The sequence below is a fragment of the Bacillus sp. CH_48 genome (assembly GCF_038008465.1).
In the GTDB taxonomy this organism is placed as follows: domain Bacteria; phylum Bacillota; class Bacilli; order Bacillales; family Bacillaceae_G; genus Bacillus_A; species Bacillus_A thuringiensis_S.
Genome location: NZ_JBBOZF010000001.1, coordinates 2,516,366 through 2,531,490, shown reverse-complemented (window position 1 = coordinate 2,531,490; position 15,125 = coordinate 2,516,366). Strand labels below are relative to the sequence as shown.

Below are 15,125 nucleotides of genomic sequence, written 5' to 3'. Positions count from 1 at the left end.
TCCTGTAACTTACTACATAGGCAAAAAGCTAGAGATTCCCCTAGCTTTTTACGTGTTTTAAATATCCTCTTTGCGCGATCATAAAGTAAATGGCAGAAGCTAAAATGTATGCTCCAATTACAAGCGCACCTGATTTCCACAAATCAATATAAAGCATTTTCCCTAACGTATGAAGAGCAACTCCACTATGAATGGAACCGATTAAAATTGGGATAAAGAAGATAACTCCCATTTGTCGAATCGCAATTTTGCGAATTTCTTTATCTGTCATACCGATTCTCTTTAACGATTTAAATTGAATACGATCTTGTTCTTTATCGTTAAACCATTTAAAGTATGTCATACTACAAGCGAAGAAGAAGAACAGTACTGCTACGAAGAAACCGATGAACATTGTAATTGCTCCACCTTCTCTTATATCCTTATACGCAAACACTGAATTTCTCAATTCTCCTTGCTTTTCTGGTGCAATTTCATTTTTCAAATCTAATACAAGATCTTCTGTACTTTTCCAATCCTCAATATAATAACCGTAATATTTCCTCTTTTCTTCATCTGGTACGAGTTTTGCATATTTCTCAAAATCTTGATCATTTACAACGAGATATTCACTATCATTAAAAACAGAATACTGCGTTGGGGCATTTAATTGAACAGACTGCTTTTGTCCGTTAATTGTAAATTCATACGGTTTCGTACGATCTATCTTCATCAGTTCATTTGACATATCAACCATAACCATCGTTGCACTACCCATTGCATTATGAATTTCTGAAGGTTGCTCTCTCTTTTGTTTACGCACTTCCGCATTATATTCTTTTTCTGAAATAATCGTCATCGGTACTTCATGTTCACTATTAAACAACGTTATTTTCTGTGTTACTGGTAGTTTTATGTATGTTACTTTTCGCGCATCTTCAAACCCGTGTCTCTTCACAAGCTCCTGTACCTTTTCTTCATTAATAAGGCTATATGTATTTAACCCCTTTTCCTCATATGAGATAGCATGTGGTGTAAGTTCTACCGTTTTCGCACTCAAATTTTCAAAATATACGTAAAGCGTGCCAACTGCCGAGGATACAATCGCCGTAATAATAGAAATTACAAATAGAAAACGAGCATTATCTTTCATTTTATAAATAAGGTTGCTAAGAACAAACATATTTGGATACGTATAGAAAGATTGCTTTCTTTTTTGTAATGCTTTTAATACAACTGTACTACCTTGTGTAAATAGTAAATACGTTCCGCCAATTGTCAGTCCTACCACCGGTAAAAAGAGGATGATGAAATTCAGAAACGTTACTTGGAAGCTAAGTACATATGCAGCAATAATACATCCTATACCAACTACACTTAACCATGTAAATGCAAACGGCTCTACTTTTTGCTTTCTTGCTTCTCTTAATAAATCAATAATTTGCAAGCGTCCTACTGTCCAAACACTAAATAATGATAGGATTAAAAATAGAATAAAGTATACACCAGCTGTAATAAGAACTGCTTTACTATTCCAAACGAGTGGAAGTGTCTTATCTATTTTCAATAATACGCTTAACGCTTGGAAAAATAATTTTGAACAAAGCATTCCAACCCCAATACCAACTACAATTGCAATACCACCTAACATCAGTTGTTCTAATATAATCATTCGGCCGAGCTGCGATTTCGTTCCGCCTATTAATGTTAGTAGACCAAACTCTTTTTTTCTTGCTCGTAAAAACGTTGAATTTGCATATAAAATAAAGAGTGCCGAGAAGATGACCACAATATAATTCATCGATTCTAATCCTTTTGTAATCATCTTTCTCATACTAATATTACCGCTTACGACATCTGGATGATAAATAAAAGAAGCATACATGAAAAATACGACAATCGATAAACAACTACTTATAAGAAACGCTTTATAGTTACGCCAATTCCCTTTTACGTTATTAAGCGCGAGCTGGCGAAAGTTCATGATATTCTCCTCCTAGCATCGCAAGTACGTCCAGAATTTCTTGGAAAAAGGCTTGTTTCGTTCTTCCTTTATGTATTTCTGAGAAAATTTCTCCGTCGCGAATGAATAGAATACGTTCGCAATAACTCGCTGCTACTGGATCATGCGTTACCATTGCAATTGTCACTTTCTTTTGTTCATGTAAGTCTTGCAACGCGCTCATTAATGATTTTGCTGACTTCGAATCTAAGTTTCCAGTCGGCTCATCTGCTAAAATTAACGTAGGCTCATGAATAATCGCTCTCGCAGCTGCTGCACGTTGCTGTTGTCCGCCTGATACTTCGTATACTTTTTTATTTAAAATTTCTTCGATGTTTAAAAACTTCGCAATTTCCAGTACTTTCGCATTGATTTCATTTACAGATTTCTTCGCCATTACAAGTGGTAAAATAATGTTTTCTTTAATAGATAACGTATCAAGTAAGTTAAAATCTTGGAAGATGAACCCTAAATGTGTACGGCGAAACTCCGCTAATTTTGCAGCACGCATTTGATTAATTTCTTCCCCATTTACAAGCACATGACCTGAAGTTTGCTTATCAATTGTCGCCAATAAATTTAAAAGCGTTGTTTTCCCGCTTCCCGAAGGACCCATAATCCCTACAAATTCGCCTTCTTCTATTTTAAAATTTATATCGTTTAAAGCAGTCGTCGCTACTGAACCTTTTGATTGGTACACCTTCGTTAATCCTTTTACTTCAAGAACACTCATTTCTAATCCCCCTATGTGTTTTCTTCTTACATTTACTATAAGAAAAATAAGAAAAAGAAACGAGTGATTTCCCTTACAAAACGTTTTGTTATCTTACAGTTTTGTCATTTTTCTCATCAATGTATGATATTCTTCATCTTTTGCAAATTGGAACGTGAATGTTGTCCCTTCTCCTTCAGCCGATTGAACATACATTCCATGATGTAAATTATCGCAAATTTCCTTCGTAATATATAAGCCCATCCCAGTCGCTTCTCTCGTTTTACGTCCATTTATTCCCGTAAAGAATGGGTCAAATATGCGCTTTACGTCTTGCTCTGGAATACCAATTCCATTGTCCTTAATATGTAATAACACCTTTTGATTTTTCTCTTCAATTTGAAATTGAATTTCTTTTTTCTCTACCGCTGAAATTTTGGTATACTTGATTGCGTTTACAACAATTTGACCTATAGCAATGCTCAGCCATTTTCTATCAGATGCAACCATACAAGTATCTTCTTCAAACATCACTTTCGGGAATACAGACGATTGAATGAAGGATTTTCGGTTTTCATTAATAATACCTCGCACGATATCTATAACATTTACTACTTCTACCTTATAATCTTTCGCAAACTGCTCTAGTCTTGCCATATGTAACGCTAAATCTAACCCATTTAGTATACGGTTATTTTCTTCACGGATACTTTCAACTGTTACTCTTGCCTCACGATGCTCTTTGCCAAACTTCTGCAACAATAATTCAATAACAGATACTGGTGTTTTCATTTGGTGAATCCATTGGTTCATAAATATCATTTGCTGTTGCTCTTTCGCATGCTGTTTATGAATTTCATTCATATATTGCTGTCTTAATAACGTAAAAGATTCAACGACCATTTCTTGCTCTGATGTATAAGATTCATCAATAAGTAAAGAGTCATGTAATGTATTTCCGCCAGTAACGTACTTTTCGATCCTCTTTAAAAACACACTCCGTTTTCGATAATCGTAAATGAGGTATACAGTAAACACAACTGTTCCTAATAAAAGTCCATATAACCACGTACTCCAATCAATGGATTTCTTTTCTAAAAGACTTTGCAACTGCAAAACGAGCCCAAATAAACAAAGGCTAACAATATAAGAAAGAATTAAAGGAAAGCGATCCACGAGGTAATTTTTAACCTTCATGCCCTTCGCCCCACTCCGTAAGAAGCGCATAACCATATCCACGTTTCGTTACAATTGCATTTTTAATGCCTAGCTCTTCTAGTTTCTTCCTTACACGTTTTACATTTACGGTTAATGTATTATCATCCACAAATGCTACTTCATCCCATAGAGCTTCTAACAGTTCTTCACGCGTTACATATTGATTCACCTGTTTCATTAAACACTCTAATAAGTAAAACTCATTTTTTGTCAGTTCAGTTTGTTGTCCCTGCCACTCAACGATATGCTGGGACGGGAATAACAACAGTCCATTTACACCTAAACAATCAATCTCAGCAGCAGAGGCATACTCTCCATAGCCACGGCGAAGCGCACTCTTCACCTTTGCCATTACGATATCTAAATGGAATGGCTTCGTAATATAATCATCGCCGCCATTTTCAATCGCCATCACTTGATCCATTTCCCCTGTTCTTGCAGAAACAAAAATAATCGGCGCATTCGATACAGTACGAATTTGACGACACCAATAAAAACCGTCAAAGTACGGTAAGTTAATATCAAGTAACACAAGATGAGGATTTATTTTTACAAACTCATCTTTTATATGACGTAAATCACTTGCTCTAAATGATTGATAGCCATACCTTTCTAAATGCTCCTCTAATATTCCCGCAATTTTCTCATCATCTTCTACAATTAATATTTTATACATGTTCTTTTTCTCCCCATAAAAGAATTCTTCTACATTTACTCCTTTTTCCATTATAAATTGAAAATTTAATTAGTGGGGATTTTTCCCTATAATAATCTAACTATTGCAATATAAAGTGATACTTTAATCAGTGGAGGTTCTACGGGCAAATAGTGGGATAAAAAAAAGACTGCCATATTTCGGCAGTCTTAATCGATAAATTCAAATTCATATTCAAGAATTTTTACAATATCTCCGTCTTTTGCACCACGTGCACGAAGCGCTTCATCAATACCCATTCCGCGCATTTGGCGAGCGAAACGACGTATAGATTCATCACGTGAGAAGTCTGTCATTTTGAATGTCTTCTCGATATCGTAACCAGAAATAACAAATGTGCCGTCACTTTCACGTGTAATTTCAAATTTAAGACTTTCAGCATCAAATTTATACATTACACTTGCTTCAGACTCTTCGACAACATCGTACATTGGGAATTCTGGTGTTGTTTCTAATAAGTTCGCTACTTCAAATAGTAAATCACGAACACCTTGTTTCGTTACAGCTGAAATTGGGAAGATTTTTACTTCGTCTCCCACTTTCTCTTTAAATGCTTGTAAGTTCTCTTCTGCATCTGGCATATCCATTTTGTTTGCTACAACAACTTGCGGACGCTCTGTTAAACGCATATTGTATTCTTTTAATTCATTATTAATTGTAACATAATCTTCATATGGCTCACGGCCTTCTAAACCAGACATATCAATAACATGTACAATTACACGTGTACGCTCGATATGACGTAAGAATTGGTGTCCAAGTCCAACGCCAGCATGTGCGCCTTCAATTAGTCCAGGAAGGTCAGCCATCACGAAGCTGCGGTTATCACCAGTTTCAACAACACCAAGATTCGGAACGATTGTTGTAAAGTGATACTCTGCAATTTTCGGACGTGCTGATGATACAACAGATAATAATGTAGATTTACCTACACTTGGGAATCCAACAAGTCCAACATCTGCTAGTACTTTAAGTTCTAGAATGACATCACGTTCTTGACCTGGTTCTCCGTTTTCAGCGATTTCTGGTGCTGGGTTCGTAGCTGTTGCGAAACGTGAGTTACCACGGCCACCACGGCCACCTCTTGCGATTACAGCAGTTTGTTCATGCGTTACTAAATCGGCAAGAATTTGACCAGTTTTTTCATCTTTTACTATTGTTCCTGGTGGAACCTTTACGATTAAATCTTCAGATTTACGTCCGTGCTGACCTTTACTCATTCCGTGCTGACCGCGATCAGCTTTGAAATGACGTTGGTAGCGGAAGTCCATTAATGTACGTAAGCCTTCCTCAACTACGAAAACAACATCTGCACCTTTACCGCCGTCGCCACCTGCTGGGCCACCTTTAGGAACATACTTCTCACGACGATACGCAACCATACCGTTACCACCGTCGCCGCCTTTTACATATATCTTGACCTGATCTACAAACATTATTTCACCACACTTTTTCAATTGGTTGTAATATAACTGAGACTTCTTCGTCTCGCACTGTATAAGAAATGGAATACCATTTATTGTTTTGGGTCGCAAGCCAATTCTGTAGTTCTTCTACACTCGTTAGCTTACCACGAAAATCAAAAAAGAAACGAGCATTATCCGCGTCACATTCAATTGTGATACAAACATAATTTTCAACATATACGTCTAAACTATGCTGAAGCATCGAGAAAAATTGATTCGTCCATGTACATACAGTCTCATCTAAGTGAGATAAGTTATGTAATTCCCCTAATACTTCGTACTCCAATAAGCACGGCTGCTGTTTCCAATTATATGTTAAAATCCACTCTGAAAATAAAGGCATTGATAGCCCCATCAGATTGGATTCTTGTCTCGCTTCTTGGACAAAACGATCGATGAGACTATGAATTTCTTCCACTTTTCCAAGGGAAAGGTTTCCTTTCACCATCTGCATACGATTGAGCCAATCATGTCTTGAATGGCGCAATGCATCTATAATTGTCCATTTTTCATTCATTTAGATACCCCTTAATATAGAAAAACTCTAACCTGCACTCAGGTTAGAGTTTTCCGTGAGTTCTTATGCTTCTTGAGCAACAGGATATACGCTCACTTGTTTGCGGTCACGGCCAAGACGCTCAAAGCGTACTACGCCGTCAACTTTCGCGTATAAAGTGTCATCGCCACCACGACCAACGTTAACACCTGGATAAATTTTTGTACCGCGTTGACGGTAAAGAATTGAACCACCTGAAACCGTTTGACCATCTGCGCGTTTAGCACCAAGACGTTTTGACTGAGAGTCACGACCGTTCTTTGTACTACCTACACCTTTCTTAGATGCGAAAAACTGAAGATCTAATCTTAACATACGTTACACCTCCTGCACTTTTTCTATTAAACGGATATACTTTCCGTAATCAAGTTCGATCGTCTTAAGCGAAACAACCAATCCTTCCAAAAGTATCTGTGCTTTTTCTACTGTATGAACGTCTAAATCATTAGGCAATTCATACGTTAAGAATCCGCCATCACTTCCGAGTTCAATAGTTGCCTGCACATTACAAAGTTCTTCCACTGCATTTATAGAACCAAACACAACCGCTGTAGTTCCAGCACAGACAAGGTCTTGTCCATGTGGCGCATAATCGGCATGTCCAGTCATTTTAAATGATTGGATACTTCCTAATTTCGTGCGACTTATCGTAATTTTAATCATGTTAACCTGGATTAAGCGTTGATAGCTTCAACAACTAGCTTAGTGTAAGGTTGACGATGACCTTGTTTCTTACGATTGTTCTTTTTCGCTTTGTATTTGAAAACGATAATTTTCTTAGCGCGACCTTGTTTTTCAACTTTCGCAGTAACTGTTGCACCTTCTACAACTGGGCTACCAACTTTAACGTTTTCGCCACCAACGAAAAGAACTTTGTCAAAAGTAACAGTTTCACCAGCTTCAACATCTAATTTTTCAATGTAGATTGCTTGACCAGCTTCAACTTTAATTTGTTTTCCACCTGTTTCGATAATTGCGTACATACTTGCACCTCCTCTTAATTACTAAGACTCGCCAAAAACGAGGTAGACATATATGCCTTTAGGGAACCTGTCTTGTGCGGTTGTAGCATATAGCCGTTTAGGTGCTATAAACTATAACATAAAGATGTTATCATGAATCATAGACGGTTGTCAATAAATGTTCTGCTAACTATTTTTTCCGCTCTACAATTTCTGTTTTACTTCCAAAACGGACAATTGCATACTTTTCGATCATATCATCTTTGAAATAAATTTCAAATGGAATATTTTTTTGTAATTCTTTTTGCAAAAATTGTTTTTGCAAGTCTTTAGGTGCAGCGATTAATACTGCCTCATCCTCTATATTGCCATATGTAATTAGCTCTCTCTCTAACTCATACGCAATTGTCTCATATGACATCATATACCCCGTCGCTTTGCACGGTACACATTCTTCTAGTAATACGTCGCGTAAAGAATGTTTCTTACGTTTACGTGTCATCTCTAAAATCCCTAACTCTGTAAACCCAAGCACTCTTGTATATGTGCGATCATTTTGCATAGCAGCCATGAGACATTCTCTTACCATTTCTTTATCTTCTCTTCTTTTCATATTAATAAAATCAATTAATATCATACCACCGATATCACGCAGTCTTAATTGACGTGCAATCTCTTCAGCTGCCACTTCATTTGTACGAAGGACTGTATCTTGTAAATTCTGTTTTCCAGTAAACTTGCCCGTATTCACATCAATTACAGTCATCGTCTCCATTTGTTCCACAATTAAATAAGCACCATTCGGGAGCCATACAATTTTTTGAAGTGCTTTCTCGATTTCACGCTCTATTCCAAAATGGTTAAACATTGAAGATTTTTCATTATAAAAAGATACTTTTTCTTTTCCAATCTTCCCCTCTAATTCTTTTACTATACTTCTTGTATCTACAACTACTTTTTCAATTGTTTCAATCGGATTCTCTTGGAATACACGATCTAAAAAGGTGGCCGGTCGATGAAGTAATAACGGCGCCTTTCCTTGGCCCTCTTTTCTTTTTAGCTCTTCATATAACTGCTGTAACATTTGCATTTCAGCTTGTATTTCTTCAATCGCTCCTTTTTCAGAAGCAGAGCGGAAAATGTAACCCCCTGTTCCTTCTACCTCAATTTGGAGTAACTGTTGTCTTTTTTTATTATTTTTTATTTTCCGAGAAACAGCGCGCATCTCATCAAACGGCATATAAACGACATATTTCCCGGTAAATTCTATATTCGCTGTCAATTTAGGCCCTTTCGTATCAATTGCCTCTTTTACAACTTGTACGAGAATCGCTTGCCCTTCATGTATACGATAACAAGATGGTACATCATCGTATGAAAGATACGCATGTTTTTCTAAACCGATGTTTACAAATGCTGCGTTCATTCCAGCGATTGTTCTTACGATACGTCCGGCATAAATATGCCCAACAATCTCTTGCTCTTCATTACGTTTCCATAAAAACTCAACAATTTTTTTCTTCTCTTCAATTGCAACGCGCTTTTCCGATCCAGCGTAATTCACATATAACGTTTTCAAAATTATTTCCTCACTTTATAATCTTCTTTGCTTTTACAATAATAAAAGGTTAGTGCTATCGTCAACACTAACCGATTAATTCTTCAACTGATGAAGTTGTTCGTTTTTCAGTAAAATATGCATAGAGCAGTTCATTTTCATCTAATGTGTAATGTTCTTTATATTTTCCATGGACGATAATAGAGTGCTTATATCCTCTACGAAATTTTGTGAATATCTTATATAAATGATCTTCTGATTGCACTTCAATAGGTGCAATCTTTTCAATTCCTCTTTTGTTCCCATAATAACGTTCTAATAAAAAACGCATAAAGGCATACCGTCTTTGTTTCCACTCTTGATATAACGACACTGCCAAAAACATGAGTAGTACCCACATCATAATATTATTGCTATTCCAGAGTAACTGCCATCCTAATATTACACCAAAAAAAACACATGACAATTTCATCATCTTTCCATGTGCTTGTAAATAAGGAAAACGATATGATAGTATATTAAACAATACTTTCCCGCCATCTAACGGCCAAATAGGGAGTAAATTAAACGCTAAAATAATTATATTATTCCACATAAAGAAATAATATAAATCCGCGTTCAGCCAACCGGCTTCAAATAATATATAACCTACTAGCATCATCCAAACATGTTGAATCGGTCCTGCAATTACGACAACAAGTTCCTCTTTCAACGACTTATTACCATGTTCCTCAAGCTCAGCCACGCCACCAAACGGCAAAAGCTGAATTTTTTTTATACGCCAATTATAGTGCGCTGCTGCAAGAGCATGCCCAAGTTCATGAATAAGAACAATACAAAATAACAGTATTAATTCTTTAAAACGTGCAGTAAAAATACCAATGACAATGATAACCCAAAATAATGGATGCACGGAAATTTTCGTTAAGACGTCCCTATATTTAATCAAATGATATCACCTGGATCGGATCAATAAATTTTTCATTCTTTTTTATCGCGAAATAAAACTTTCCATTTTTATCATTTGTATCATTACTCACCGTTCCAATTTTTTGTTTCTTTGAAACGTAATCATATAATTTCACTGACATATCGTTTAAATTTGCATACCATGACTCCGTACCATCTGCATGTTGAATTTGAACTGTATTTCCAAGTTCCTCTTTCTTACCCGCAAAAACAACTAATCCTTCATTCACTGACTCAACCGTTGCATTTGTAGCTGTTTGGACAAATACACCTTGGCCATTTTTTTGAAACCCTTGCATTACTTTTCCAGAAGCAGGAATTGCATAATTTTTTTGCTGAATACTTCCTTCTTTTTTCTCATTCGGTGAATAAAATACAAGCGGTTTTCCAAATTGCTTTTCATACCATTTCGCTACAGTAGCAAACTGAAATTCCTCTTTCATCACTTTTTCTGTAACAGCTTTAGCACCATCGAACGAAGACGGGGCATTCTTATATAAAATAGCAACCGAAAGAACTAATATTGCTGATAATAAAACTTTGAAGAAAAAGACTTCCTTTCGAAATAAAGGGTGAATTTCCTTTTCTCCTTCTTCAATAAATACTGTTTCGCTACCAAAATTCCCTCCGGTAAAATACTGCTCTTCCTCCATCCTTTCTTGCTCGGCCTTCCTTTTCGCAATCCGCTTTTTAATTTCTTCTACGCGTCTATTCTTCATACTGTCTCCTTTCTTTCCGTAAGCTAATTTCAATAGAAACAGTTGTATACAGTTTGTACATGTGTATGAGCTAAGAAAGAAAGATATTCGTGTGAAGAAAAAAGAAAGCACTTCGCATATGTGCGAAGTGCTTTTAACGGATTCCAAAGAAGTTTTTTACCTTTGCAAATACCGATACCTTTTCTTGTTCAAATGCTTGTAATGGTACATTCTCACCCAACAAGCGTCTTGCGATATTACGATAAGCCAACGCTGCTTTTCCGCTTGGTTGCAACGCCACAGGTTCACCTGTATTTGTAGCTCGAATAACTTCATCGTCATCTTCGACAACACCAAGAAGCTCGATTGACAATGTACGTACAATTTCATCAACATCTAACATATCCTGTTCATGAAGCATATGACTACGTACACGGTTAATAACAAGTTTTGGTGGTTCAATATCCTCTTTTTCTAAAAGCCCAATAATACGATCCGCATCGCGCATTGAGGATACTTCTGGCGTCGTAACAACGATTGCTTTATCCGCACCAGCTACCGCATTTTTAAATCCCTGCTCAATCCCCGCAGGACAATCAATTAATATGTAATCATAATCTTGACGTAATACTTGTATTAATTCATCCATTTGTTCAGGTGTTACCGCTGATTTATCACTCGTTTGTGCTGCAGGTAATAAATAAAGATCATCAAAACGTTTATCTTTAATAAGAGCCTGAGGTAAACGGCAACGCCCTTCAACGACATCAACAAGATCAAATACAATACGATTTTCCAGCCCCATTACTACGTCTAAATTTCGAAGACCGATATCTGTGTCAATTAAGCACACTTTCTTTCCAGATAACGCTAGGGCCGTACCAATGTTCGCAGACGTTGTAGTTTTACCTACTCCGCCTTTTCCAGATGTAATTACTATTGCCTCTCCCACAGCTATACAATTCCCCTTTCTAACTTTGTTAAATTAGGTCTAAGATGAGTGAGAAGTTGCAGGCGATCGACAACAATGTGATTGTTCTCATTAATATACGCACATTCTGCCGCCTCCGCTCCGTCTTCTTTCTCTTCCGGAGCCCGCATTGCCACATCACTAATTCGAAGTTGCATCGGGTTCATAACAGATGCAGCGATTACAGCATCCGAATCCCCATAATACCCAGCATGTGCAATTCCTCTTAATGATCCTACAACAAAAATATTCCCCCCAGCGATAACCGTTCCGCCTGGATTAACATCTCCAATTAACAACAAATTTCCTTTTACATGTAAAACTTGTCCAGAGCGAACAATTTTGGAAATAGGGACAATTTCTGTTTCTTCTTTCCAAGCTATTGCTTCTGCTTTAGTGATAACATCACTTTTAATTGAATCCACAACAAGATTCTTTTTATTACGAATTAACGTACGAATCTCTTCTTGTTGGACTTCTGTTAAATAACGATTTCCTACTTTCACATGCACTTCAATTAAAGAGCGTCCATCACCATCGTAGTAATGTGTAGAAAGTTTTTCGTCTAATTCTATCAACAATTCAGAGAATGAACAACAATCATCTAAATGAAGCGTTATCCCATCTTTTGTCCCTTTTATCGTTACATTTTGTTGCTTTTTTTCTTCCACTAAAGTTCACCCCACCGATTCAATTCGACATAAAATTAGAAAATCCTTTTTTCTTTTTCTTCCATCGCTTTTGAAAGACGCAATATATATCGTCTCAGTGGGAAACAAACTATCAACAAGAAAATAGCATTTAACAATAAAGTAGCAAGGAGACGATCTGTGAAAAAGACATACGCTGGCATATGAGTACGTCCCAACAAAGTTAAAAATCCATACACATAATACTCTAGTGCTACAACGCTAGCTAATATGATGGAAACAACAATAAATAAATTCAATTGCAGTACTTTCATCACACTATAAACTAAATAAGCTAAAATCGGATAAGCAAAAATATATATACCGACAAGTTCTGTGTATACGGTATCAAATAAGAAACCAAATAATAGTCCGTAATAAATCCCTTGGACCGGACTATAATACACTGTAATAAAACATAAGACGATTATAAAGAAATGCGGTGCTGCTATACTCTCTTTCCAAAACACATTTGTTGGAACAATGGTAGCAAACATATTTTCAAATAGAAACACAAAAAGGAGCAAAAGAGGAAGAGCTGCTCTTTTTAAAATCTTCATCATCTCTTCTCTCCCTCCTATTCTAATGGCGCTGAAGGCTTTTTACGTTTAGCAACCATAATATGCTCTACGTCATTTAAATCAGCGGCAGGTTTTACATAAGCTGTTTTTGTTAAGCCGTATGCATCTGGTTGTACATCAACGATTTTCCCAATTACAAGACCTTTCGGGAAAATATCACCTAGTCCAGATGTTACAACCATTTGATCTTTTTCTACTTTTGCATCAGAACCAATCTTTGTGAAAAGAAGTAAGTGTTTTTCTTTGTCGTAACCTTCAATTAAACCAAAGATATTTTCTTGCCCTTGTACAATAGCAGATACACGATTTGTTCGGCTCATAGAGCTTAATAACTCTACTGATGATGTAAACTGAGATACACTTTTCACACGTCCAACTAAACCTTGTGAAGTCATAACAGCCATATCTTTTTTAATTCCTTGCTGTGCCCCTTTATCAATTCCAATTAAATCGTACCATTTATCTGAACTACGAGAAACAACAGTAGCTGGAATCTCAGTATAATCGCTCAGCAACTCCTTTTTTCCAGTTAACTCTTGTAACTTCTTGTTATCATCTTCTAATTGTTTTACTTTCCCTGATAGACCTGCATAATTATCTAATTTTGCTTTTAATTCTTTATTCTCTTCATACGTGCGCTTTACATCCTCTACATTTTCGAAGAATCCAGCTACGTATTTCGCTGGCTTTTGGAATACACGTTCTACAACACCGACAGTGTCTTTAACAAACTGCTCTGGCCATGTTAAACTGTTCCGTTCTTTCAATGAGATTCCAATCAATGCCACGAGAAGAATAATACTAACTAACAAAACAATTAATCTTTTGTTTAAGAAAAACTGTGGCACGTTCACACCCTCTTAATTTCACTGATTTTTATTTTGCAATATTATCGAGCAGCAGTTTTGAAAAGATCGATATTGTCTAATGCTTTACCTGTTCCAATTGCTACGCAATCTAATGGGTCTTCTGCAACAAGAACTGGCATTTTTGTTTCTTCACTAATTACTTTATCTAAATTACGTAGTAATGCCCCGCCACCTGTTAATACAATACCGCGGTCCATAATATCAGCTGCTAATTCAGGTGGAGTTTTTTCTAGTGTATTTTTAACTGATTCTACAATCGCATCTACTGTATCTTTTAATGCATCTGCAATTTCTTCTGGCTGAATTAGTACTGTTTTTGGTAAACCACTTACTAAATCACGACCGCGAATTTCCATAGGCTCGATACCTTCTGGCTCGCCTGCAGAACCGATTTCTAATTTTAATGCTTCAGCTGTTCTTTCACCGATCATTAAGTTATAGCTTTTCTTAATGTACTGAATGATTGAATCGTCCATATCATCACCAGCAACACGAACTGACTGACTTGTTACAATACCTCCTAAAGAAATAATTGCAACTTCTGTTGTACCACCACCGATATCAACTACCATACTACCAGTTGGTTCCCAAACAGGTAAGTTTGCACCAATTGCTGCTGCAAATGGCTCTTCGATAGGATAAGCATCACGAGCACCCGCTTGACGAGTCGCATCGATTACTGCACGTCTTTCTACAGCTGTAATACCAGATGGTACACATACCATTACATACGGCTTACGTGAGAAGAAACCGTTTGATTTTTGAGCTTGTTGAATGTAATATTTCATCATTGTTGCAGTTGTTTCATAATCAGCAATTACACCGTCTTTCATCGGGCGAAGTGCCACAACGTTCCCTGGTGTACGACCAATCATTTGTTTTGCGTCGCTACCTACAGCAACGATTTGTTTCGTATCAGTTTGTAACGCAACTACTGAAGGTTCACGTAAAACTACACCTTTTCCTTTTACATATACAAGCGTGTTCGCAGTTCCTAAGTCTATTCCAAGATCGCGAGTAAATCCACCAAATCCAAACATATTATTTATCTTCCTTTCTTGTTTTCACGGACTCATTTTTTCTTACTTTATATTATAAAAACAGTACGTTTTTTATATCTTTATCCTTTTTGTAGATAAATTTCTACAAAAAACTCATAAATCACATTATAAAACAAAATA

17 protein-coding genes and 1 other annotated feature are annotated in these 15,125 nt (G+C 36.6%); all 17 genes read right to left on the bottom strand.

The window, feature by feature from the left end; all coding sequences use genetic code 11:
* Positions 1-40: 40 nt before the first annotated feature.
* The 17 genes from N2V92_RS12700 to mreB all read right to left on the bottom strand — a co-directional run bounded on the left by N2V92_RS12700 (position 41) and on the right by mreB (position 14,984).
* Complete coding sequence (locus tag N2V92_RS12700; RefSeq protein ID WP_016077241.1) at positions 41-1,963, bottom strand: ABC transporter permease; 1,923 nt, start codon at positions 1,961-1,963, stop codon at positions 41-43.
* Positions 1,938-2,714: an ABC transporter ATP-binding protein gene (locus tag N2V92_RS12695; protein WP_016077240.1), complete on the bottom strand. Its 777-nt coding sequence runs from the start codon at positions 2,712-2,714 to the stop codon at positions 1,938-1,940. The genes N2V92_RS12700 and N2V92_RS12695 overlap by 26 nt, the downstream gene beginning before the upstream one ends.
* A gap of 93 nt (positions 2,715-2,807) precedes the next feature.
* The gene (locus tag N2V92_RS12690; RefSeq protein WP_000865417.1) at positions 2,808-3,890 is read right to left on the bottom strand and encodes a HAMP domain-containing histidine kinase; all 1,083 of its coding nucleotides are present in this window, start codon (positions 3,888-3,890) and stop codon (positions 2,808-2,810) included.
* Positions 3,880-4,587, bottom strand: a complete 708-nt coding sequence (locus N2V92_RS12685) for a response regulator transcription factor (protein ID WP_042598461.1) — start codon at positions 4,585-4,587, stop codon at positions 3,880-3,882. The genes N2V92_RS12690 and N2V92_RS12685 overlap by 11 nt, the downstream gene beginning before the upstream one ends.
* Positions 4,588-4,775: 188 nt before the next feature.
* A complete protein-coding gene (obgE, locus tag N2V92_RS12680; protein ID WP_000497121.1) occupies positions 4,776-6,062 on the bottom strand; it encodes a GTPase ObgE in 1,287 nt (428 codons plus the stop codon).
* 4 nt (positions 6,063-6,066) lie between these two features.
* On the bottom strand, positions 6,067-6,609 hold the full coding sequence (locus N2V92_RS12675) for a sporulation initiation phosphotransferase B (RefSeq protein WP_001003580.1): 543 nt from the start codon (positions 6,607-6,609) through the stop codon (positions 6,067-6,069).
* A gap of 63 nt (positions 6,610-6,672) precedes the next feature.
* A complete protein-coding gene (gene rpmA / locus N2V92_RS12670) occupies positions 6,673-6,963 on the bottom strand; it encodes a 50S ribosomal protein L27 (protein ID WP_000944957.1) in 291 nt (96 codons plus the stop codon).
* A gap of 3 nt (positions 6,964-6,966) precedes the next feature.
* The gene (locus N2V92_RS12665) at positions 6,967-7,311 is read right to left on the bottom strand and encodes a ribosomal-processing cysteine protease Prp (protein WP_002082112.1); all 345 of its coding nucleotides are present in this window, start codon (positions 7,309-7,311) and stop codon (positions 6,967-6,969) included.
* 11 nt (positions 7,312-7,322) lie between these two features.
* Positions 7,323-7,631, bottom strand: a complete 309-nt coding sequence (gene rplU, locus N2V92_RS12660) for a 50S ribosomal protein L21 (RefSeq protein WP_000270907.1) — start codon at positions 7,629-7,631, stop codon at positions 7,323-7,325.
* 14 nt (positions 7,632-7,645) lie between these two features.
* Positions 7,646-7,723, bottom strand: a sequence feature (ribosomal protein L21 leader region).
* A gap of 77 nt (positions 7,724-7,800) precedes the next feature.
* The gene (locus N2V92_RS12655) at positions 7,801-9,189 is read right to left on the bottom strand and encodes an Rne/Rng family ribonuclease (RefSeq protein ID WP_000855476.1); all 1,389 of its coding nucleotides are present in this window, start codon (positions 9,187-9,189) and stop codon (positions 7,801-7,803) included.
* A 67-nt stretch (positions 9,190-9,256) separates the two neighbouring features.
* Entirely contained in the window at positions 9,257-10,117 is an 861-nt protein-coding gene (locus N2V92_RS12650; protein WP_000599047.1) for a M50 family metallopeptidase, read from the bottom strand.
* Positions 10,110-10,856, bottom strand: coding sequence for a stage IV sporulation protein SpoIVFA (spoIVFA, locus tag N2V92_RS12645; protein WP_000797477.1), 747 nt, complete (start codon positions 10,854-10,856; stop codon positions 10,110-10,112). The genes N2V92_RS12650 and spoIVFA overlap by 8 nt, the downstream gene beginning before the upstream one ends.
* 133 nt (positions 10,857-10,989) lie before the next feature.
* On the bottom strand, positions 10,990-11,787 hold the full coding sequence (gene minD, locus N2V92_RS12640; RefSeq protein WP_000503309.1) for a septum site-determining protein MinD: 798 nt from the start codon (positions 11,785-11,787) through the stop codon (positions 10,990-10,992).
* Between the two features lie 2 nt (positions 11,788-11,789).
* Positions 11,790-12,476, bottom strand: coding sequence for a septum site-determining protein MinC (gene minC / locus N2V92_RS12635; protein ID WP_000391514.1), 687 nt, complete (start codon positions 12,474-12,476; stop codon positions 11,790-11,792).
* 35 nt (positions 12,477-12,511) lie between these two features.
* Positions 12,512-13,057: a rod shape-determining protein MreD gene (gene mreD / locus N2V92_RS12630; RefSeq protein ID WP_000975762.1), complete on the bottom strand. Its 546-nt coding sequence runs from the start codon at positions 13,055-13,057 to the stop codon at positions 12,512-12,514.
* Between the two features lie 14 nt (positions 13,058-13,071).
* The gene (gene mreC, locus N2V92_RS12625) at positions 13,072-13,923 is read right to left on the bottom strand and encodes a rod shape-determining protein MreC (RefSeq protein ID WP_001135484.1); all 852 of its coding nucleotides are present in this window, start codon (positions 13,921-13,923) and stop codon (positions 13,072-13,074) included.
* A 41-nt stretch (positions 13,924-13,964) separates the two neighbouring features.
* On the bottom strand, positions 13,965-14,984 hold the full coding sequence (mreB, locus tag N2V92_RS12620; protein WP_000466736.1) for a cell shape-determining protein MreB: 1,020 nt from the start codon (positions 14,982-14,984) through the stop codon (positions 13,965-13,967).
* Positions 14,985-15,125 lie beyond the last annotated feature (141 nt).